This window comes from Ornithinimicrobium ciconiae (assembly GCF_007197575.1).
Classification (GTDB): Bacteria; Actinomycetota; Actinomycetes; order Actinomycetales; family Dermatophilaceae; genus Ornithinicoccus; species Ornithinicoccus ciconiae.
On sequence record NZ_CP041616.1, the window covers coordinates 4,050,920 to 4,072,751 of the forward strand.

A 21,832-nucleotide genomic window follows, 5' to 3' on the forward strand; every position below is an offset into this window, starting at 1 on the left:
ATCAGCAGAACCGCGGCAGGTGATAGGCGATCTGTTTGCGCCACCAGGGCCAGTCGTGGGCCGAGTCATGACCCCAGACGTCGAGCTGGTGGGGGATCTGCTTCTCAGCCAGGACGGCGGCCAACTGCCGCGCTCCCGGCAACGACTTGGTGGGGTGCACCTCGAAGGGCCCCTCCCCGACCACGAGCAGGATCTGGACCGCCTGGCGCAGCCACTGGAGGTGATCACCGTCTGCCCCCGCGACATACGCCACGGGATTGTTCAGGTATGTCGCCTCGCCGGTCTCCCCCCACCCTCGCCAGGAGGTGGGGTCGAAGTTGCCGGAGAGCGAGATCGCGACCGGGAACAGGTCGGCACGCTTGAGGGCGAAGTTGACGGCGTGGTAGCCACCCATGCTGCACCCGGTCGTGACGATGCCGGCGTGCCCGGGTGAGTCCGCGTCGATCGTGGGCACGACGTGGTTGAGGATCCAGTTCTCATAGATCGCGTGCCGCTGGGCGCGCTCCTCGGTGGGCAGGGCGTAGTTGGACCACGAGATGTGGTCGTAGGAGTCCACGGAGTAGAGCTTGATGCGGCCCTGGTCGATCAGGGAGCGCAGCGCGTCGACCATGCCGTTGTTCTCGTAGTCCCAGGCGCGGCCGGCCTCGGAGGGAAAAGCGAGCACGGGCCGGCCGAAGTGGCCGTAGCGGATCACACTGCCCGGGTGGTCCAGCCCCGGTCCGTTGATCTCAGTCTGTTCCCGCTCCATGGCGATCCCTTCCGGCGCTGTCGACTACTCGCTACTGTGCAACTGCGGAAAGCCAACCACACGAGGCCAGCGCCCCGAAAGATACATCTGCAGGATGACGTGCTGGCCCCAGGAAAACAGGAGAGTAGTCACGTGCATCACCACAACGAGGTCAGCGTCTTCACTCCGGCTCTCAGCGGCCAAGAGGAGTCACCAGCGGGGGTTGGTTGGCTCGTGACGCCAAGCGTTGTCGTGATGAGGCTGCCCGGAGGTGGGGCCACCTCTGGGCAGCCGTCGCACGTCACTGTCCCTGCCGCTTCGGGGGGCGGCAGGGCCAGTCGCGACATTCCTGTGCTGGAGGTCTGCGACTCTCCCTACGCCCAGGACTGGTGGGCGCTGGCGCTCGACGCCGACGCTGACATCGAGGTCTCTGGCGAGCCTCCGGCGGACCTGGACCTCTCGGCACTGCCTTCCGGTGATCAGGGGGCACGTGGCGGCTCGGGGGCCCTCGACGCCCCGAGCATCGGCGCTTCAGCGGGCGGGGACGTCTCGCTCGACGGGTGGGTTTGCCGGTGTTTCCCGAGACTGCCCGGTTGTCGCTGAGCACCTCGCTCGCAGCCGCACCCCGCAACGGCAACGAGGCACTAGCACTCAACTCGGTTAACGGTGACAATGTCCCCCATGGTGGACATCCCGACCTCAGGCACCGTTGGGTGGTGGGCTCCGTCGCGGGCCCCCCGCACGACAACGGATCTGCTCCGGTGAGCACCGCCGAGCTGGAGGAGCACGGGTCAGGCCCCCGGCGCATCGACATCCCCATCGTCGTGGGCTGCGCAGCCGCCGACCTGTTCATCAGTGGCTATCTCACCGGGGAGCCGATCGAGACCACCTTGGGCACGCAGCTGCCGCACTGGCCCGTGGTCGCGCTGATCGCCCTGGGCTATGTCGCTCTGGCCTGGCGGCGCAGCTCACCCTGGCCCACCTTCCTGATCACTCTCGGGCTCGGTCTCGGGGCGGGCCTGCTCCTCACCTTTTTCCAGCCGATGGTCGGGATCGCTCTGGCCCTGCACACGGTCGCCCGTCGCACGCCGGCGCGTCGGGCCAACCCGGCCCTGGTGCTTGCTGCCTTCGTCAGCCTCAACAACGGCCGGACGGCCACCGGCGTGGGCGGCGATGATGGGCTGTTCGGGCTGATCGTCGTCACCGCCATCTTCCTGGGGTTCTTCACCCTGGTGTGGGCCCTGGGACGGCGCGACCGGGCGGTGCGGTGGCGCGCCGCGCAGGAGCAGGAGCGCCTCAAGGTCAGCGCGGAGGTGAGCCTGGGGCAGCAGCGCCAACAGATCGCCCGGGACCTGCACGACATCCTCAGCCACTCGATGAGCGCCATGATCCTGCAGTCGGCCGGGGCCAAGGCGGTCTCGAGCAAGCTGGACGCGACCACCGAGTCCAAACAGGTCACCGACGCCCTGGCTGCCATCGAGTCCACCGGTGCCGAGTCGATGCGCGAGCTGCACCGCCTGCTCGGACTCCTGCGCACCCAGGACGGGGACGAAGGGACGGGGATCACCCGACTCCGCCTCGCCGACGTCGACCCCCTGATCGCCGCCACCCGACACGGAGGACTCGTCGTGCAGCATCATCGGGAGGGCGTTGCCCTGCCCCTGGACCAGAGCGTTGACCTGGCGGCCTATCACATGGTCCAGGAGTCCCTCACCAACGCGATGAAGCACGCTGGTCGCGGCGCTGTTGTTGACATCTATGAGACGTGGGAGCCGGACCGTCTGCAGCTGCAGGTGCGCAGCTCTCGAGGGATCTCCGAGGACGACCAACCGACGATCAGACCCGTCGGCTCGGGCACCGGACTGTGGGGCCTGCGGGAGCGTGTCGAGCTGGCCGGCGGAGCGTTCGAGAGCGGACGGGTTGAGGGCGGCTTCGTCACCTCGGCCAGCCTCCCCGTCCGAGCGACCACCGCCGACCCCACCCCCACCGAGCACACGGTCGGTGACACATCCGACCCCACCGAGCACACGGTCGGCGACACACCCGACCCCACCGAGCACACCGCCGGTGACACATCCACCCCCACCGAGCACACGGTCGGTGACACATCCGACCCCACCGAGCACACGGTCGGCGACACATCCACCCCCACCGAGCACACAGGCATCACCACGCACCTCGAGCCCCCGTGGTCCACCCCTGCGGACGGCACGCGATGAGCGTCATCCGGGTCGTCCTCGCCGACGACCAGCCGATGGTGCGCCAGGGCATCGCCATGCTGCTCGGCGCCGAGCCCGACATGGAGATCGTGGGCGAGGCACAGGACGGCGCCGAGGCGATCCGACTGGTGGAGCGCCACCGCCCCGACCTGGTGGTGATGGACGTGCGCATGCCTGGCATGGACGGCATCGAGGCCACCCGCCGACTGATCTCGGAGAACCCTGACGACCCCAACCAGATGGCCAAGGTGCTGGTGCTCACGACCTTTGACGAGGACGCGGCCCTCTATGGCACCCTGCGCGCCGGCGCCTCGGGTTTCATGCTCAAGCACGCTGCGCCCGGGGAGCTGGCCAACGCGATCCGCCGGGTGGCCGGCGGTGACGCCTGGATCGACCCCGCGGTGGCCCCCAAGGTGCTCGACACCCTGCGCGACATGACCATGGACAACGCCGAGGGTCGCCCGAGCCTGGAGATGCTCACGCCGCGCGAGACCGACGTGCTGCGCGAGCTCGCTGACGGCGCCACCAATACGGAGCTGAGTCGTCGCATGGTACTCAGCGAGGCCACGGTCAAGACCCACATCTCCCGGATGTTGATGAAGACCGGATGCCACGACCGTGCGCAGCTGGTCGCCCTGGCCTATCGCAGCGGCCTCGTCCAGCCCTGATCACCGCACGCCGTCTCGCGGCGGGGCGGCGGCGACCACGCCCACGCCCACGCCCAGCGTGGCCCTGCCAGCATGGGGACATGGGCGAGCAGACAGAGCAGACGGTGCGCACGGCCTACGACACGGTCGCTGCGGCATACCAGCGGTCGATGCCGGACACGCGTCCCGAGGACCCGTTGGACCTCGCGATGCTGGACAGCTTCATCGCCTCAGTCAGCGGACAACCCGTCCTGGATGCCGGCTGCGGCGCCGGGCGGATCAGTCGCTACATCGCTGACCGAGGGGGTCGGGTCGAGGGCGTCGACCTGTCACCGGAGATGATCGCGCAAGGTCGCGCTGCCCACCCGGACCTCGATCTGTCCGTGGCCTCGATCACCGACCTGCCCCATGGCGACGCGTCCTTCGGTGGCGTGCTCCTGTGGTACTCCACCATCCACCTGGCCCCGGCTGACCTGACTCGCGCCCTCGACGAGTCGACCCGGGTGCTCGTCCCTGGCGGCTACCTGCTCGTCGCGTTCCAGTCCGGGGTCGGCACACGCGACCTCTTCCAGTCCTACAGCCGGCACGGACACGACGTGTCGCTGGAGCGTTATCTCCGCACGCCGGACCAGGTGGCCGAGCTGCTCGTCGCCCGCGGGTTGAGCGAGCAGACGCGGCTCGTCCGCCGTGGCAACGCGATCGACCAGGACGACCAGACGATGCTGCTGCACCGCGCGGGCACCGTGTAACCGTATTTGATAACTCGAGGCATGCGGGTTGAGCAGGATGAGCGCTCCGGCAACGCCTAGAGAGGGACCGAGACCAGTTCACGAGTCCGCGAGTCGCTCGAGCGCTCCAGCATTTTCCCTCTTGATCTTGGCCACGAGATCGTCACGCCTCACAGTGCGCCGCAGGTGTACTCGAGGATCGCCGCCCTGGCGACCTCCTCCTTGGACCGGTGCTCCCGAACGGCCTGCGCGGTGAGCGCCTGGTCTTCAGCGTCACCCAGTCGAAGAGTCATGGCCACCACAGCAGGGTATCGGCCGACCTGCTCGCGGCGCTCGCACTGTCCTCGCCCTCACCCGAGGCCACGTATCCTCGGGGTCCGTGAGCACCACACCCGAGCACCCCGCGAGCGCAATCGCAGTGGACGGCGTCGACGCCGACGACCTGGCCACCACCCTGCGCGTCCTGGGTATGCTCCACGAGCTGCCGGCGGGCCACGAGGACATCACCGCGGTCAAGCGGGCCGCCGCCTCGATGCATAACCGGGTGAAGAAGACCCGTCGCCGCGAGGCGCGACAGGAGGAGCGTGGCCCCAAGGTCGTCCACGACCAGGCGATCCTCGCCCAGACTGCGACCGGCTCACCGTTGCGCATCGACGACGAGACGAAGGGGATCGCCCTCACCTCCGCGACCGGAGCCCGCTACGCGGGCGAGCTGCAGCTCTCGCGCGGCTGCTACATGTGCCACGCGGAGTACACGCTCGTCGACGCCTTCTACCACTGGCTCTGCCCGGACTGTGCGGCGCTGAGCCACCTGCGCCGCGACCAGGGCACGGACCTGCGCGGCCGGCGCGCCCTGCTCACCGGTGGGCGCGCCAAGATCGGGATGTACATCGCCTTGCGCCTGCTGCGTGACGGGGCCGATCTGACGATCACAACGCGTTTCCCTCGGGACGCCGCGCGACGCTTCGTCGAACTCGCCGACTCGCCCGAGTGGATCAACCGGCTGACGATCATCGGGATCGACCTGCGCGATCCGACCCAGGTCGTCGCGCTGACCGACGAGGTCGCTGCCGCAGGGCCGCTCGACATCCTCATCAACAACGCCTGCCAGACGGTGCGCCGCTCCCCCGGCGCCTACTCGAGCCTCGTCGACGGCGAGTCCCAGCCGCTGGAGACCGGCGGGCCAACACCAACGATGCTGACGTTCGACCGGGTGAGCGAGGCGCACCCGGCCGCCCTCCTCGGGACACTCGGTGAGCATCCTGTGCCGCACGCGGACGTCGCCGCCCGCAGCGCCGCCGACCTCACCAAGCTCGCTCTCTCCGCCGGCAATGCCTCGCTGGAGGCCCACCTCGCCGGCACCGCCGTCGACGCTGGCGGCCTGCTGCCCGATGTCGTCGCGAGCAACTCGTGGAAGCAGACCGTCGACGAGGTCGACCCGCTCGAACTCCTCGAGGTGCAGATGTGCAACTCGGTCGCCCCCTTCCTCCTTGTCTCCCGGCTGCGGCCAGCGATGCGGGCCGCCGTGGAGCAGCGAAGGGAGTCCGCCGGCGACGCCGCCCGGGCGTATGTCGTCAACGTCTCGGCCATGGAGGGGCAGTTCTCCCGGCGTTACAAGGGCGCCGGACACCCGCACACCAACATGGCCAAGGCCGCGCTCAACATGCTGACCCGCACCTCGGCCGGCGAGATGTTCGCGACCGACCGGATCCTCATGACGGCTGTTGACACGGGCTGGATCACCGACGAGCGGCCGCATCACGAAAAGCTGGAGATCGCCGCACAGGGCTGGCACGCCCCGCTCGACCTCGTCGACGGCGCCGCCCGGGTGTACGACCCCATCGTGCGAGGTGAGCGCGGCGAGGACCTCCACGGTGTCTTCCTGAAGAACTACGAGCCCTATCCCTGGTAGGAGCGTGAGGGCTGCCTTCACGCCTCCCCCAGCGCCAGGTCCACCCGCGTCCCCACCCCTTCCCGCCCCCGAGACTGACCGCCGATGGTCGATGCCGGACACGAGCCCCAAGCACCCCTTGGACCTGACGGTGCTGGACACGTTCATCGCGACCGTGGGGACGCAGCCGATCCTGGACGCGGGGTGCGGGGCGGGACGGATCAGTCGCTACATCGCCGATCGTGGAGGACGGGTGGTGGGTGTCGACCTCTCTCCCGAGATGATCGCGCAGGGGCAAGCCCGCCACCTGACCTCGACCTGTCTGTCGCATCGATCACCGAGCTGCCGCACGGCGACGCGTCTTTTGGCGGGGTGCTGCTCTGGTATTCCACGATCCACCTGTCCGAGCGAGACCTGGCTCGAGCCCTCGATGAGGCCGTCCGCGTGGTGGCGCCGGGTGGCTATGTGCTGGTCGCGTTCCAGTCCGGGGTGGGGACGCGCGACCTGTTCCAGCACTACAGCCAGCACGGCCAGGACGTGACGCTCGAGCGCTATCTGCGCACGCCCGACGAGATGGCCGAGCAGCTCGTCACCCGTGGCATGGCCGAGGTGGTCCGGCTCGTGCGCAGCGGCAACGAGGTCGACCACGACGGGCAGACGATGCTGCTGCACCGCAGGACGGGACAGCCTACCTATAACCATATTTGATAACGTGTGACCATGCGGGTTGAAGTCGATGAGACGCGGGAGATCACCTCGTCGCTGAAACGGGCGGTCGCTGAGTCGAACCTGTCCCAAAACTCGTTCGCACGAGCCATCGGCACCTCACCAGCACGGATGTCGGCCTATCTGAACGGCAAGACAACTCCGTCGGCGGCCTTGTACTTGCGTGCCCTGCAGTTCGGGGAGGCCCGCGCAGTCGCGCTGCGTCACCGATTGGCGGACCCGACCGAGATTGCGAGGCGTGTCAACGGCGCACTCGGCGAGAAGGATCCTGACGAGACGTGGGCTCTGCGACTCATGCTCCGGACACGACAGGACCTCATCACCGCCATGAGCAACTCGCCCGATGCCGTCGAAGCCTGGAAGCGTCGGGCTGAAGTCATTGAGGACCGCCGGTTCGACGTCCTCCTGCAAGCCATCATTGGACACGAATACGTCAAGGCCGGTGAACCAGCGCCAGACTGGACGACTGAGGACATGCTAGATGTCCTATGGATGCCGGAAGACCCGTTTCGCGACGAAGCCGCCATCCGAAAGCAGACCCCCGATTGGCTGGCTGCCCGCGGCATCCTTATCTCCGAGAAGGGGCTGACGACCGCATGACAGGAACGTTCGACCGAGTCGAAGTTGAGCGTTTGCTCGGGCTCCTGTCTGTCAAGCTTACCGATCGCCGCATCGCCGGGAAGGTCTACATCGTCGGTGGGGCGGCAATTGCACTGCAGCACGACGGGCGCAGCACCACTGACGACGTGGACGCGCTGGCCGCACCAGCCGGTGCGGTAGGTGCTGCGGCACGGGAAGTGGCCGCAGAGGAGGGCTTGCCCGACAACTGGCTGAACGATGCCGCACGAGCTTGGATACCGCCGCTGCCCGAGGGCCAGTCGATGGATCCTGGGAGCGATCCTGGCCTGGGCATTGAGACGGCCCCCGCCCGAGCACCTGCTGGCCATGAAGATCGTTGCTCAGCGAGGCAAGCGGGACATGGACGACATCGTGCTCCTCGCACGCGGTCTGAGGGTTAGCCGAGCAGAGGACCTCTACAACATCACGATCGACGCCTATGGCGAAGACGTGGTCGAACATGTCCATGGCGGTCTGGACGATCTGACGCTGAGTTGTGTGGCGATCGAAAAGCGTCTCGCCCAGGACGGTTAGTCCGACCAGCTGACTGCGCTGCCGGGCCGTGTCCGTCAGGGGCTAAGCAGGTGCCGATGACCCGCATAGCGCCACTGGCGCCGGAACGCGATCAACCTAACCCGAGAACATGGCCTTCAACCCGACAAAGTTTCTCGGGTCAAGGGCGCTCTTCTCGGGTTGAAACCAACTCGGTGTCGATCCCCGGCCACCGGTGGATCAGCCTGACAACTCAGGCGTCTTCCTGTGCCAGGTCGCGCACGTCGGTCTCCTCGAAGATGAGCCAGGTCCGGGTGGCCTTCACACCGGGGATCGCCTGGATCTGCTCCAGCACGGTGTCGCGCAACTCGTGGTTGTCGCGGCACCGGACGGTGACGAGCGCGTCAAACTCGGCACCGACCAGGGCCACCTGCTCCACGCACGGCACCCGGCGCAGCGCGGCGGCCACCGGCTTCCAGGTGTTCTGCTCGATGGAGACCGAGACATAGGCCGAGGTGCCCAGCCCCAGGTGCTCGGGGGCCACCTGGGCGGTAAACCCGGTGATCACGCCGGCCTCCAGGAGGCGCTCGAGGCGGGCATAGGCGTTGGCCCGTGAGATGTGCACCTGCTCGGCCAGGGCCCGCACGGACAGGCGCCCGTCGGCGCGCAGCGCCCTGATCAACGCCCGGTCGGTGTCGTCCACCCGGGGCCGCGCGGTAGCCACGTCAGCACCTCAGCCGACGTCGTGCCCCGGGCAGTTTCCAAATGTCCAGGCCACCCAGGCTGACCGCACTCGCCTGCAGACTAATTGGCGTCATACCAGCCATCTTAGAGCCGTTTGTCTCAGGCTGACCCGGTATACCGCTCAGTCGGTCCAGATTCAGGGACGATGGGAGGACGACCACTGGAGGAGAACATGTCGACGACGACACCCGCAGACCTGTTGCCGTGCGCGGAGCCGGTGCGCTTCTTGGACGAGCACGGGCAGCTGACCGACCTGGGGCCCGAGACCACGGCCCGCGGTTATGCGATGCCCTCCGATGAGGACCTGCTCGCCGTCTGGCGCCAGATGGTCATCGGACGACGCTTCGACACCCAGGCCACCGCGCTGACCAAGCAGGGACGCCTCGCGGTCTATCCCTCCTCGCGCGGTCAGGACGCGTGCCAGGTCGCACCGGTGCTGGCACTGCAGGAGGACGACTGGTTCTTCCCGACCTATCGGGACTCGATGGCCCTGGTCAGCCGCGGCCTGGACCCCATCGAGGTGCTGACACTGCTGCGCGGCTCGTGGCACTGCGGCTATGACCCCGTCGCCACCAACACCGCCCCGCAGTGCACGCCGCTGGCCACCCAGGCGGTGCACGCCGCGGGCACCGGCTATGGCCTGGCCCGGCGCGGCAGCGACGGCGTCGCGTTGTGCTTCATCGGCGACGGCGCCACGAGCGAGGGCGACTTCCACGAGGGGCTCAACTTCGCCGCGGTCTTCAACACGCCGACGGTCTACTTCGTGCAGAACAACAAGTACGCGATCTCGGTCCCCCTCGAGAAGCAGTCCAAGGCGCCGAGCCTGGCCTACAAGGGCATCGGCTATGGCATCCGCTCCGAGCAGGTCGACGGCAACGACGCCGCGGCGGTCCTGGCCGTCACGCGCCGCGCCCTCGAGCACGCCAGCTCGGGCTCCGGCCCGTTCCTCATCGAGGCGCATACCTACCGTCTCGAGGCCCACACCAACGCCGACGATGCCACGCGCTACCGGGAGTCCGAGGAGGTCACGGCGTGGTCGACCCGCGACCCGATCGCGCGCCTGCGGACCTATCTGGTCGGCACCGGGGCACTTACCCCCGAGATCGAGGAGCAGGTCAGCGCCGAGGCGGAGGAGTATGCCGCCCGCGTCCGTGAGCTGATGAACGCCGAGCCCGAGGTGGCTCCCCTCTCCCTCTTCGAGCATGTCTATGCCCAACCGACACCACAGTTGCGGGAGCAGGCGGCGATGGTCGCCGCTGAGCTGGAGGAGATCCAGGCATGAGCGCACAACCGACCACCGTGACCTTCGCCCAGGCGCTCAACCGGGCGCTGCGCGACAGCCTGACCGAGGACGAGGACGTGCTGATCTTCGGTGAGGACGTCGGCGCCCTGGGCGGCGTCTTCCGGATCACCGACGGCATCACGGCCGACTTCGGCGAGGACCGCTGCTTCGACACCCCGCTGGCCGAGGCAGGCATCGCCGGGTTCGCCGTGGGGCTGGCCATGCAGGGCTTCCGCCCGGTGATCGAGATGCAGTTCGACGCGTTCGGCTATCCCGCGTTTGAGCAGGTCGTCTCGCACATCGCCAAGATGCGCAACCGCACCCAGAGCATGCTGACGATGCCGATCGTGATCCGGATGCCGTATGCCGGGGGCATCGGCGGCGTCGAGCACCACTGCGACTCGTCGGAGGGCTACTACGCCCACACGCCCGGGCTGCACGTGGTCACTCCCGCGACGCCGGCCGACGCCTATTCGCTGCTGCGCGAGGCGATCTCGAGCCCGGACCCGGTCGTTTTCATGGAGCCCAAGGCGCTCTACTGGTCCAAGGCCGAGCTGGAGCTGCCGGTGCGCACCGAGCCGTTCGGCAAGGCTGTTGTGCGCCGCGAGGGCACCGACGTGACGCTGATCGCCTATGGCCCGCAGGTGCCCAACGCGCTCAAGGCGGCCGAGGTCGCCGCGCGGGAGGAGGGCTGGAGCGTCGAGGTCGTCGACCTGCGCACGATCGTGCCGTTCGACGACGAGACGGTCGCTGCGTCGGTGCGCAAGACCGGACGCGCCGTCGTGGTCTCCGAGGCCCAGGGCTTCGGCGGGGTCGGCGGTGAGATCGCGGCACGGGTCGGCGAGCGCTGCTTCCACTCCCTCGCCGCTCCGGTCCTGCGGGTCAGCGGGTTGGACATCCCCTATCCCCCGCCGAAGCTCGAGCACACGCACCTGCCGAGCGTCGACCGGATCCTGGACACGGTGGCCCGGCTGCAGTGGGACGACCAGCCCGACGTCGCACACCTGGAGGTCTCCCGGTGACGCAGGTCTTCCGGCTGCCCGACCTGGGCGAGGGGCTCACGGAAGCCACCGTGCTGGAGTGGCACGTCGCCGAGGGTGACACGGTCACCATCGACCAGGAGGTCGTCACCGTCGAGACCGCCAAGGCCGCCGTCGAGGTCCCCTGTCCGTATGCCGGGGTGGTCACCACCCTGCACACCACCCCGGGGCAGGAGCTCGCCGTGGGCGCCCCGCTGATCACGGTCGCGGCGCTCGCTGACGCTGAGGCGTATCGCACCGAGGAGCGGGCCGGCAGCACCCCGCCCGAGCGGCAGTCAGCCGAGCCCGGCAGCTCCAGCTCGCCGGAGCGGCCCCTTGTCGGTTATGGCGCATCCGAGGCGCCCCGTCGCGCCCGTCGACGCCGCGCTGCTGCGGGTGACGTCGCCGTTGCTTCCTCTCCTGTGCCAGAGCCGGTGAGCCAGTCGGCGATCAAGGTGGTCTCACCTCCCGCGCCGGAGCCGGTGAGCCAGTCGGCGATCAAGGTGATCTCACCGCTCGTGCGCAAACTCGTCACGGAAGCTCGGATCGACTTGGCCAGCATCACCGCCACCGGAGACGGCGGTGTCATCCGCCGGGCTGACGTCGAGGCCGCGATCTCCTCCCGCGCGAGCGGGTCTGTGCCCGACAGCGCGGCTCCGACCGACACGGGCTGGATCACCTACGGCGCGCTCCCCGCCACCGTGGCCCCCGCCGACGAGCGCATCCCGCTCACCGGCATCCGCAAGGCCATCGCGGAGAAGCTGTCGACCTCGCGCCGCGAGATCCCGGACGCGACCACGTGGGTCGACGTCGACGCCACCGAGCTGCTGGCGACCAAGGACGCCCTGAAGGCGGCACGGCAGGACGACGCGATCGGCATACTCGCGCTGCTGGCCCGGATCACCGTGGCCGGTCTGCGAGCCTTCCCCGAGCTCAACTCCTCAGTCGAGGGCGACGAGATCGTCAAGCACGGGTCGATCAACCTGGGCTTCGCCGCACAGTCCCCCCGCGGGCTGGTGGTGCCAGTGGTCCACGGGGCCCACGCGATGACTACTGCGCAGCTCGCGGGCGCGCTGCGCACGCTGACCGAGGCCGCGCGGGAGGGCACCATCACGCCCGCGCAGCTGACGGGTGGGACGTTCACCCTCAACAACTACGGCGTCTTCGGCGTGGACGGCTCGACACCGATCATCAACCACCCCGAGGCCGCGATGCTCGGCATCGGCCGGATCATCGACAAGCCGTGGGCGCATGAGGCGCAGGTGGCGCTGCGCAAGGTCACCCAGCTGTCGTTCACCTTCGACCACCGGGTGTGCGACGGCGGCACTGCGGGCGGGTTCCTGCGCTATGTCGCCGACTGCGTCGAGCAACCCGCGGTGCTACTCGCCGGGCTCTGAGGTCTGGCGTCCCTCCGCTGCCTCCGCCCGCGGAGCGTCCGTCTTCGAGCCGGATATGTCTCTTGCAGCCGGATATTTCCGGCTGCAAGAGACATATCCGGTTACAAGTGCCCGCGGAACGGCCCATCGGGTCCGGTGCCCAGAGTCTTAGCGGGACTCTGCCCACGCCGGTGCCGCAGCCGGGCGTCGCAGCGCTCGAGGCTGTGCCTGCCGACGCGCGTTCTTGATCACAGCCTCGACCCGCGGCCCTGTCAGGTCTGCCGCGGTGATGCGCCCGACTCCGAAGCCGGTCAGGCGGAGCTCGTCCTCCCGCGCTTTCTCCGCAACAAGGGCCTGCCGACCAGCGGAGACTGCATCCTGGCTCCTTCCCGCACGGGAACGCCCTCTGTCCTGGTCCGGGCCAGACGTGTTCCAGGCTGGCCTGCTGGACCCGTCGCCATACTTGACGGTGCCGTCATATTCGAGGACCACCCCCAGTTCGGGGAGGTAGAAGTCCACCCTGAAGTAGTTCCCTGAGTCAGTGCACACCCAGTGCTGCGCCAGGAACATGATGCCCAGCTTCATCAGGAGCAGTCGCAGTCGCGTCTCCCCCGGCGACTCCGCCAGCCCATCCGCCAGGCTCACCGCCGTGCGGGCCAGGCTGAGCCTCGGCGTGCGCTGCAACCTCTGCAACATGTCGCTGAGCTCAGGTCTGGTGACGAGCTTCTTGACCAACGCAGCATCGACGGCCGCCACGCCCGGCATCACACCGACGGAGATCGCCTGTCCGATCACGGCCAACGCGGCCGTCACGACACGACGTCCCTGATGGGTCACGACGACGTCCTCGACCTCGCAGGTGTGGATGGTGAAAGCGTCAAAACGCCGCGCCGTCCGTCCGGTGGGGACATGGATGAGGTGCACCCGCTCGAGGGACGCGTGCTGCGTCGGCAGGCCCCAGGCCAGCACTGCGCTCTGGTGACTCGCGGCGACCTTGTCGCCATAGCTGCGCAAGAGGGCATCGAGCCGCAGCAGGTGCCGGTGCCGTTGCAGCGCGTAGACGTCGGCGGCAGCCGGGTGATCCCTCGGCGGATTGAACTCCTTGGCGCTGACATAGACCCCGCGCGCCACCCGCAGGATCAACCGCGAGCGCTCCATGGCGCGCACCACGGGCGGGCCGCACCCCAGCCGTCGAGCTTCCGCAACCGTGATCACGCCCCTGCCCCCACCCTCGAGATAGGCCGTGATGATGTGCTGCATCCCAAGGAGTGTGTCCGGTCTGGAGCCGGAGCGTGGTTCTCCCTGTGGATAACTCAGGGGTCGCGCTCCGCCAGACGGCCGCTCGAGAGGCGCATCACGCTTCTAGACCGGGCAGGTGTTTGTTGGGGTCGGGCCGGCGTGACACTCCTAGACTTGGTAGGTGCTGCTGGGTCGGGCTGGCGAGTTGGAGGCGGTCGCTCGCCTCCTTGCCTCAGCGCGCCTCGGGCAGGGTGGAGCGTTGGTCGTCGTGGGGGAGGCGGGGGTCGGCAAGACCGCGCTGCTGACCGAGGCCGCGGCGCGTCTGAAAGATCAGGCGCGGGTGCTCTGGGCCACCGGCACAGAGATCGAGCAGGACCTGCCGTTCGCCGCACTGCATGCAGTGCTGCGACCTGGTCTGCACCTGCTTGACGACCTTCCCGGCCCCCAGGCCGATGCCCTGGCTGGCGCCCTCAGCCTGCGCCACGAAGGGCCACAGGACCGGTTCGCGACGGGCGCGGCGACCCTGAGCCTGGTGAGCAGGCTGGCCGAAGAGTCACCGGTCGTCGTGGTGCTCGACGACGCCCACTGGGCCGATGAACCCTCCACCGAGGCACTAGGCTTCGCGGCCCGGCGGGTGCACGAGGACGCGGTCGCCATGCTTTTCTGCGCGCGCAGCGGGGAGGTGCCGGAGGCATTGCGGGGCGTGCCGGTGCTGGAACTCGGAGGTTTGGATGCTGCCGCCTCCGGTGCGCTGGTGCGGCTGTCGCATCCGGGTGCGTCCGACCAGGACACACTCGACCGTCTGCACCGTGTAACCGGTGGCAACCCGCTGGCCCTGTTGGAGCTGGGTGCCCAACCGGACCTGGTGTTGGTCGACCCAGGCTCCGATGGTGAGGCAGACCTTCTCCAGCTGCTGCCGGAGCGACTGCGCACCGCATTCTCGCGCCGTCTGGGTGAGCTGACGGGCGGGGAGCGGGCGATGGCGCTGTTGGTCGTGATCGCTGGTGGCGACCTCAGACTGATCCGCGCGGTTTCCCGACGGCTCGCGCTGAACGGCGATGACCTGGACCGCGTCCTTGCGACCGGCCTGATCCAGTTGGAGGGAAGTCACCTGGCCTTCCGGCATCCGCTGCTGCGCTCGGTGATTTATCGGTCCTCGCCGGAGGAGGAGCGGCGCGCGGCGCACCTGGCCGCGGCCGTGGAGCTCACCGCCTGGGACCAGCGCGACCTCCAGGTCTGGCACCGTGCGGCGGCGGCAGTGCAGTTGGATGAGGAGCTGGCTACCGACCTCGAGGCAGTCGGTGCGCGGGCCGCCGCACGCTCAGCGCTGACCGTGGCGTCCACCGCCTTCGAGCGTGCGGCACGGTGCAGCCCCGACAGCGGGGAGGCCGAGCGCCGGCTGGTTGCCTCGGCACAGGCGGCGTGGGACGGTGGGCGGGCTCCCCGGGCGCTGGCCCTGCTCGCGGAAACCGGCTCCGCCGGGGGTCCGGTCACGGCACAGACCGCGCAGCTGCGTGCGGAGATCGCCGTGCGCTCGGGCTCGGTCCGCGACGGTCTGAAGCAGCTCGAAGAGGCAGCCGAGATCGTCACGACTGCCGACGAGCGCGTGCAGCTGCTGGCCCAGGCGGTCCATGCGTGTCTGTACCTCGTCGATGGCACTTCGCTGCGCAGAGTTGCCGCACGGCTGTCAGAGGATCTCGCCGAGGTGCGATCGCCGACTGCCCGCGCCGTGGGGCTGGCCGCCGCGGGTGTGGCCGGTGTGATGCTCGGCGAGGACGGCACCCCGCAGCTGCGGGAGGCGCTGCCTCTGTTGACCACCCATGTCGACCCGCTGGCTCAGACGGCCGCACGCCCGTGGTTGATGCTGGTCCCGCTGTTCCTCCGTGAGACTGGTGAAGGAGCGGAACTGCGGGAGACCGTCGACGACCTACGGACCAGGGTCGGGGTCGGTGCACTGCCTAACGTGCTGTTCCACGTCGCCCGAGACCAGGCGACCTCCCGGTCCTGGGAACGTGCGGCGGCCAACTTTGACGAGGGAGCACGGCTGGCCCGGGAGACCGGACAGAGCACAGAACTCGCCATGGCCCTCGCAGGGCTGGCCGGCCTCGACGCCCGGGCGGGGCGGAGCCAGCAGTGCCGGGAGCACGCGACCGAGGCGTCTGCACTCTGCCGCGCGCGGGACATCCACTTCGGGGAGGTCTGGTGCGAGCTCGCACTGGGCGACCTGGACCTCTCCGAAGGGAACCCCCGGGAGGCCAGCGAACGGATGCTCCGGCTCGTCGACCGGCTGCGCGATCTCGACGTCGGCGATCCTGACCTCGATCCGGGTCCAGAACTCGTCGACGCTCTCCTGAGGGTGGGACAGGTCGATCAGGCCCTCGAGGCGGCCCGGCGCTTCTCGTCGGTGGCCGGTCCCATGGCACGGCCATGGACGAGGGCGCGGGTCGAGCGGGCTCTGGGGCTCGTCGCCACCGACGAGGAGTGTGAGTCGCACTTCGTGGCGGCACTGACGCAGCACGCGCTCACTCGCGACGTCTTCGAGAGCGCCCGGACCAGCCTGGCCCTCGGGATGCGACTGCGCCGGATTGGTCAGCGGGTGGACTCTCGTCCGGCCCTCCGCGACGCACTGACGACGTTCGCAGCTCTGGGAGCGCAGCTCTGGCAGGAGCACGCGAGGGCGGAACTCGAGGCCACGGGTGAGCGGGTGCCGCAGCGAGAGCCGGCCGGCGTGGGCTCGCTCACGACGCAGGAGCTCCAGATCTGCCTCCTGCTCGCGGAGGGCAGAACCACGCGCGAGGCGGCGGCTGCCCTGTTCCTCAGCCCCAAGACGATCGAGTACCACCTGCGCAAGTCGTACCTCAAGCTCGGCATCCACTCACGCGAGGAGCTGTCGGCCGCGGTGCAGGGGATCGCGTGACGGTCCACCGCACGTGGGTGACAGTCCAGCACGTGGGACCGTCTGGCCACGTGCGAGCCTGCTCTATCGCGATGCCCCACCGGCCGTCACCGCTGACTTAGAGCCGGATATGTCTCTTCGAGCTGGTTATAACCGGCTCGAAGAGACATAACCGGCTGCAAGACGTGGCGGGCGCGGTCTGGGGGCTGGGATCTGGGGGTCTGGGGGCTGGGGTCTGGGGGGGCGGGGATCTGGGGGTCTGGGGGTCTGGGGGCTGGGGTCTGGGGGGGCGGGGATCTGGGGGTCTGGGGGTCTGGGGGACTGCTGCACGGGTAGGTGACACCGAGTCTGTGGTGCTGTGAGGCGCTGCAGGGAAGGATGTGCACCATGCCCAAGCCGTATCCCCAGGAGTTCCGTGACGATGTTGTCCGGGTCGCCCGACAACGCGAGGAGGGGGTGACGATCAAGCAGGTGGCCAAGGACTTCGGGATCTCCGAGTCGTGTCTGACGAACTGGATGACCCAAGCCGACCGCGACGCCGGGATCAGGCCGGGTCCGGACCGTGAGGAGCTGGCCGAGCTGCGGGAGGCCAAACGGCGCATCCGGCTGCTGGAGCAGGAGAACGAGGTCCTGCGCCGCGCCGCGGCGTACCTGTCCCAGGCGAACATCTCCCCAAAATGATGTACCCGCTCGTCCGAGAGCTGGCCGTCGACGGGATCCCCGTCACGGTGACGTGCCGGGTGCTGAAGATCGCTCGCCAGCCGTACTACCGCTGGCTGAAGGGACCGGTCACCGACGCCGAGCTGGCGGCGGCCCACCGCGCCAACGCCCTGTTCGACGCCCACCGCGACGACCCGGAGTTCGGGCACCGGCTGCTGGCCGACGAGGCCCGCGACGTCGGGGAGGGCATGTGCGACCGGACCGCGTGGCGGATCTGCTCGGAGAACGGCTGGTGGAGCGTCTTCGGCAAGAAGCGAGGCAAGAACGGCAGGAAGCCGGGGCCACCCGCGCACGAGGACCTTGTCGAGCGGGACTTCACCGCGGCCGGCCCGAACCAGCTGTGGTTGACCGACATCACCGAGCACGGCACCGGTGAGGGCAAGCTCTACCTGTGCGCGGTCAAGGACGTCTGGTCGGGCCGCATCGTCGGATACTCCATCGACGCCCGGATGAAGTCGCGCCTGGCGGTGCAGGCCCTGGACAACGCCGTGGCGACCCGTGCCGCGCACGGCATGGACGTTGCCGGCTGCATCGTCCACTCCGACCGCGGCAGCCAGTTCCGGTCGCGGAAGTACCTGGCCGCGCTGCGTCGCCACCACCTGGTCGGATCCATGGGCCAGGTCGGCACGAGCGCCGACAACGCCGCGATGGAGTCCTTCTTCGCCCTCCTGCAGAAGAACGTCCTGGACCGCCGCCGATGGGCCACCCGCCAGGACCTGCGCATCAGCATCGTGACCTGGCTCGAGCGCACCTACCACCGGCGCCGTCGCCAGGACCGACTCGGCCGGTTGACGCCCATCGAGTACGAAGCCACCATGGCCACAGCCGCCCCTCAGGCGGCCTGACCCAACCTGTCACCTACCCGTGCAGCAGTCCCGGGGGCTGGGGTCTTGGGGCTGGGGGCTGGGGTCTGGGGGCTGGGGTCTGGGGGCTGGGGTCTGGGGGCTGGGGGTCTGGGGGTCTATGACGTCGGGTGAGGGTGGCAAGCCGCCCCAGGGGGGTCTGAGCGCACAGACTAGGTGGGCCACCGGACGCGGTGCGGGGGTGTGTGGGCGGAACCTTGCGCATACACACACCAAGGAGGCTCACCATGAGCACTGACACCCGCCCCACGACCAGCCCCACCACCGACACGAGCACCACGGCCAGCACCGAACCGTCCATCGACATGGACACCCTCATGGCGTTCGTCTTCCGCGCCGTTGACGAGGCCGGGGCGACCCTCAACGCCGCCCTCGTCGTCCTCGGCGACAAGCTCGGCTACTACAAGGACCTGGTAGCCCACGGGCCGACCACCCCCGCCGAGCTCGCCGAGCGCACCGGGACCGCCGAGCCCTATGCCCGGGAGTGGCTGAACGCCCAGGCCGCCGGGCAGTACGTGACCTATGACCCCGCGACCGTGCGCTACACACTGCCGCCGGAGCAGGCGATCGCCCTCACCGTCGAGGACAGCCCGGCGTTCCTGCCCGGTCTGTTCCAGATTGTCCTGGGCACCGTGCACGACATGGACCACATCCTCGCCGCCGCGCGCAACGGAGCGGGCTTCGGCTGGCACGAGCACGTCAGCGACGTGCACGTCGGCTGCGAGCGGTTCTTCCGGCCCAGCTACAACGCGCACCTGGTCGCCGAGTGGTTGCCCGCCCTCGACGGGGTGGTCGAGCGTCTGGAGGCCGGTGCCCTGGTCGCCGATGTGGGCTGTGGCCACGGCGCCTCCACGGTGCTGATGGCCCAGGCCTTCCCGGAGTCGACCTTCATCGGCTACGACTACCACCCGGAATCGATTGCCACCGCCCGTCAGCGTGCGGCCGACGCGGGCGTCTCCGACCGGGTGAGCTTCGAGGTCGCCTCCGCGAACGACCTGCCCGGCTCGGGCTTCACCCTGGTCACGATGTTCGACTGCCTGCACGACATGGGCGACCCAGTCGGCGCCGCCCAGCAGGTCCGCGGCGCCCTGACCGCGGACGGCACCTGGATGGTCGTCGAGCCGATGTCCGGTGACCACGTCGAGGACAACCTCAACCCGGTGGGCCGGGCCTACTACGGCTTCTCCACCCTGCTGTGCACGCCCGCGTCGCTGTCCCAGGACGTCGGTCTGGCACTGGGCACCCAGGCAGGGCCGGCCAAGATCCGCGACGTCGCCACCGCGGCCGGCTTCACCCGGTTCGCCTCGGTCGCGCAGACACCGTTCAACCGGGTGCTGGAGATCCGGCCCTGAGGGCTGGGCACGGGCCGGGATCCGGAGGACACTGTGAGCATGACGCGCCGCGCTGCGGCCGAGCACCCCCAGAGGGTCCCACTCCCCGTCCGGGGGGCCGAACCCCGACCCGTGCGCGCACCAGAGGTCACCGGAGTCGCGGTCCGTGACGGGGTCAAGATTCCGTATGCCGTGCACGGCACCGGCGCCACCACGGTGCTCCTCCTGCCGACGTGGTCCCTGGTGCCCTCCCGGTGGTGGAAGGCCCAGGTCCCCTCTCTGGCACGGCACCTGCGCGTGGTGACCTTCGACGGTCGCGGCAGTGGTGCGGCGGACCGACCCACCGGCGCCCCGGCATACAGCAATGAGCAGTATGCCGAGGACGCGGCGGCCGTCCTGGAGGCCACCGGGACGGCGGCGGCCGTGGTCGTCGGCTACTCCTGCGGGGCCACCTGGGCGGTGCACCTGGCCGCGACCCACCCCGAACTGGTGCAGGGGGTCGTGGCCATCGGGCCTTCCTGTGGTCTGGCCGTGGCGAGCCCGGCCCGTGAGCAATTCCGTTGGGACACACCGCTGGACACGACGCAGGGGTGGGCCAAGTACAACCGGGACTACTGGCTGGGCGGCGGCTATGACGACTTTGTCGACTTCTTCGCCCACCAGATGTTCAGCGAGCCACACTCCACCAAGCAGATTGAGGACCTCGTCCGGTGGGGCCACCAGATCAGCCCGCAGACCCTGGCCGACACGACGGCTGGCCGGCTCGGTCTGGGCGGGGCCACGAACGTCCCGCTGGAGCCGCTGTGCGCGCAGGTCCGGTGCCCCGTCCTGGTGGTCCATGGCGTGCAGGACGGTGTGCGCCCCCCGGCCGTGGGAGTGCGCCTGGCGGAACTGACCGGTGGGGACCTCGTGCTGGTGGAGGGCGGCGGGCACGGCCTCCCCGCGCGGGACCCGGTCCGGATTAACCACCTGATCAGGGAGTTTGCGACGAGGGTCACGGCGGGCACCACCACACCAGCGACCACTGCCCACCACCGCACGTGGGTGCGCGCCCAGCACCGTCCCCGGAAGGCCCTGTACCTCTCCTCCCCTATCGGACTGGGCCATGCCCGCCGCGACCTGGCTATCGCTGGTGAACTGCGCCGGCACCACCCCGACCTGCAGATCGACTGGCTCACCCAGCACCCGGTCACCCGCGTGCTCGCTGACGCCGGGGAGCGCGTGCACCCGGCCTCCGCGTGGTTGGCCAACGAGTCCGCTCACATCGAGGACGAGTGCGCCGATCACGACCTGAACGCCTTCAATGCCATCCGCCGGATGGACGAGATCATGGTCAACAACTTCATGGTGTTCGCCGACGTCGTCCAGGAGGGTTGCTATGACCTGGTGATCGGCGACGAGGCGTGGGAGGTCGACTACTTCCTGCACGAGAACCCGGAGCTCAAACGGTTCTCCTACGCCTGGCTGACCGACTTCGTGGGGTGGGTTCCGATGGCGGACAGTGGCGCATATGAAGCCGCGCTCACGGCCGATTACAACGCCGAGATGATCGAGCAGCGGGCGCGCTATCACCGGGTGCGGGACCGCTCAATCTTCGTCGGGAACCCCGAGGACGTGGTGGACCTGCCCTTCGGACCCGGGCTCCCCGGCATACGAGAGTGGACGCAGGACAACTTTGACTTCGCTGGCTATGCCACCGGGTTCGTGCCTCCGACTGACGCCGAGCGTGCCGCCCTGCGGCGCGAGTTGGGTCTGGGCGTCGATGACCTGCTCTGCGTGGTGACCGTGGGTGGGTCCGGCGTCGGCGGTGCCCTGCTGCGGCGCGTGCTGGACGCGGTGCCGGCGGCCCGTCGGCTGGTCCCCGGCCTGCGCTTCCTCGTGGTCACCGGGCCCCGGATCGACCCGGCGAGCCTGCCGCGGCGCCGGGGCGTCACCTACCGCGGCTACGTCCCCGACCTCTACCGACACCTGGGCGCGTGCGACCTGGCCGTCGTCCAGGGTGGGCTGACGACCTGCATGGAGCTGGCCGCCGCCGATCGGCCCTTCCTCTACGTGCCGCTGCAGCACCACTTCGAGCAAAACGTCCACGTGCGGCACCGGCTCGAGCGCTACGGCGCAGGCACCTGCGTGCCGTATGCCGACGCGTCCGACCCCGATGTCCTCGCCATGGCGATGGCCAAGGAACTGCAGCGGGAGACGCACGGGCTGGCCGTCGAGACCGACGGGGCACAGCGCGCCGCGACACTGCTGGCGGAGCTGCTCTAGTGCGGGTGATCGAGCCGACGGCACGAAGTGGCGTCGCGAGGGCTGTGCC

17 protein-coding genes and 1 pseudogene are annotated in these 21,832 nt (G+C 69.3%); 14 read left to right on the forward strand and 4 right to left on the reverse strand.

The window, feature by feature from the left end; translation table 11 throughout:
- Window position 1: 1 nt before the first annotated feature.
- The gene (locus tag FNH13_RS18710; RefSeq protein WP_143784831.1) at window positions 2-748 is read right to left on the reverse strand and encodes an esterase family protein; all 747 of its coding nucleotides are present in this window, start codon (window positions 746-748) and stop codon (window positions 2-4) included.
- A 740-nt stretch (window positions 749-1,488) separates the two neighbouring features.
- Between FNH13_RS18710 and FNH13_RS18715 the strand changes: the two genes are divergently transcribed.
- The 3 genes from FNH13_RS18715 to FNH13_RS18725 all read left to right on the forward strand — a co-directional run bounded on the left by FNH13_RS18715 (window position 1,489) and on the right by FNH13_RS18725 (window position 4,342).
- Complete coding sequence (locus FNH13_RS18715) at window positions 1,489-2,946, forward strand: sensor histidine kinase (RefSeq protein ID WP_143784832.1); 1,458 nt, start codon at window positions 1,489-1,491, stop codon at window positions 2,944-2,946.
- Window positions 2,943-3,614 (forward strand): response regulator transcription factor, encoded by a 672-nt coding sequence (locus FNH13_RS18720; protein ID WP_143784833.1) that lies wholly within the window; start codon window positions 2,943-2,945, stop codon window positions 3,612-3,614. The genes FNH13_RS18715 and FNH13_RS18720 overlap by 4 nt, the downstream gene beginning before the upstream one ends.
- Window positions 3,615-3,694: 80 nt before the next feature.
- The gene (locus FNH13_RS18725; RefSeq protein WP_202878830.1) at window positions 3,695-4,342 is read left to right on the forward strand and encodes a class I SAM-dependent methyltransferase; all 648 of its coding nucleotides are present in this window, start codon (window positions 3,695-3,697) and stop codon (window positions 4,340-4,342) included.
- Between the two features lie 149 nt (window positions 4,343-4,491).
- Here the strand turns inward: FNH13_RS18725 and FNH13_RS19780 are convergent, their stop codons facing one another.
- Window positions 4,492-4,620, reverse strand: coding sequence for a hypothetical protein (locus FNH13_RS19780; protein ID WP_267873005.1), 129 nt, complete (start codon window positions 4,618-4,620; stop codon window positions 4,492-4,494).
- An 80-nt stretch (window positions 4,621-4,700) separates the two neighbouring features.
- Here FNH13_RS19780 and FNH13_RS18730 point away from each other — a divergent pair, with 80 nt between their 5' ends.
- The 4 genes and pseudogenes from FNH13_RS18730 to FNH13_RS18745 all read left to right on the forward strand — a co-directional run bounded on the left by FNH13_RS18730 (window position 4,701) and on the right by FNH13_RS18745 (window position 8,090).
- Entirely contained in the window at window positions 4,701-6,233 is a 1,533-nt protein-coding gene (locus FNH13_RS18730) for an SDR family NAD(P)-dependent oxidoreductase (RefSeq protein ID WP_228266502.1), read from the forward strand.
- Between the two features lie 91 nt (window positions 6,234-6,324).
- Window positions 6,325-6,920 (forward strand): annotated as a pseudogene (locus FNH13_RS18735) (class I SAM-dependent methyltransferase).
- A 12-nt stretch (window positions 6,921-6,932) separates the two neighbouring features.
- Window positions 6,933-7,538, forward strand: coding sequence for a helix-turn-helix domain-containing protein (locus FNH13_RS18740; protein WP_143784835.1), 606 nt, complete (start codon window positions 6,933-6,935; stop codon window positions 7,536-7,538).
- 345 nt (window positions 7,539-7,883) lie between these two features.
- Window positions 7,884-8,090, forward strand: coding sequence for a hypothetical protein (locus FNH13_RS18745; protein ID WP_143784836.1), 207 nt, complete (start codon window positions 7,884-7,886; stop codon window positions 8,088-8,090).
- Between the two features lie 211 nt (window positions 8,091-8,301).
- On the opposite strand, the gene FNH13_RS18750 is transcribed toward FNH13_RS18745, so the two are convergent.
- Window positions 8,302-8,772, reverse strand: a complete 471-nt coding sequence (locus FNH13_RS18750; protein WP_143784837.1) for an Lrp/AsnC family transcriptional regulator — start codon at window positions 8,770-8,772, stop codon at window positions 8,302-8,304.
- Window positions 8,773-8,937: 165 nt separating this feature from the next.
- Between FNH13_RS18750 and pdhA the strand changes: the two genes are divergently transcribed.
- The 3 genes from pdhA to FNH13_RS18765 are packed head-to-tail and all read left to right on the forward strand — an operon-like array spanning window position 8,938 to window position 12,490.
- Window positions 8,938-10,074: a pyruvate dehydrogenase (acetyl-transferring) E1 component subunit alpha gene (gene pdhA / locus FNH13_RS18755; RefSeq protein WP_143784838.1), complete on the forward strand. Its 1,137-nt coding sequence runs from the start codon at window positions 8,938-8,940 to the stop codon at window positions 10,072-10,074.
- Window positions 10,071-11,096, forward strand: coding sequence for an alpha-ketoacid dehydrogenase subunit beta (locus FNH13_RS18760; protein WP_143784839.1), 1,026 nt, complete (start codon window positions 10,071-10,073; stop codon window positions 11,094-11,096). The genes pdhA and FNH13_RS18760 overlap by 4 nt, the downstream gene beginning before the upstream one ends.
- Entirely contained in the window at window positions 11,093-12,490 is a 1,398-nt protein-coding gene (locus tag FNH13_RS18765) for a dihydrolipoamide acetyltransferase family protein (protein WP_143784840.1), read from the forward strand. The genes FNH13_RS18760 and FNH13_RS18765 overlap by 4 nt, the downstream gene beginning before the upstream one ends.
- A 147-nt stretch (window positions 12,491-12,637) precedes the next feature.
- On the opposite strand, the gene FNH13_RS18770 is transcribed toward FNH13_RS18765, so the two are convergent.
- On the reverse strand, window positions 12,638-13,729 hold the full coding sequence (locus tag FNH13_RS18770) for a type IV toxin-antitoxin system AbiEi family antitoxin domain-containing protein (RefSeq protein ID WP_143784841.1): 1,092 nt from the start codon (window positions 13,727-13,729) through the stop codon (window positions 12,638-12,640).
- 160 nt (window positions 13,730-13,889) lie between these two features.
- Here FNH13_RS18770 and FNH13_RS18775 point away from each other — a divergent pair, with 160 nt between their 5' ends.
- From FNH13_RS18775 to FNH13_RS18795, 4 genes are all read left to right on the forward strand, one after another.
- The gene (locus FNH13_RS18775; RefSeq protein ID WP_143784842.1) at window positions 13,890-16,625 is read left to right on the forward strand and encodes a helix-turn-helix transcriptional regulator; all 2,736 of its coding nucleotides are present in this window, start codon (window positions 13,890-13,892) and stop codon (window positions 16,623-16,625) included.
- A gap of 366 nt (window positions 16,626-16,991) precedes the next feature.
- A protein-coding gene (locus tag FNH13_RS18780) for an IS3 family transposase (RefSeq protein WP_228266482.1) occupies window positions 16,992-18,169 on the forward strand; the annotation gives its coding sequence in 2 pieces (ribosomal slippage) (window positions 16,992-17,264 and window positions 17,267-18,169; 1,176 coding nt in all).
- 245 nt (window positions 18,170-18,414) lie between these two features.
- Window positions 18,415-19,539: a class I SAM-dependent methyltransferase gene (locus FNH13_RS18790; RefSeq protein WP_143784844.1), complete on the forward strand. Its 1,125-nt coding sequence runs from the start codon at window positions 18,415-18,417 to the stop codon at window positions 19,537-19,539.
- 39 nt (window positions 19,540-19,578) lie between these two features.
- Window positions 19,579-21,783 (forward strand): alpha/beta hydrolase, encoded by a 2,205-nt coding sequence (locus tag FNH13_RS18795; protein WP_143784845.1) that lies wholly within the window; start codon window positions 19,579-19,581, stop codon window positions 21,781-21,783.
- Window positions 21,784-21,832: the final 49 nt, after the last annotated feature.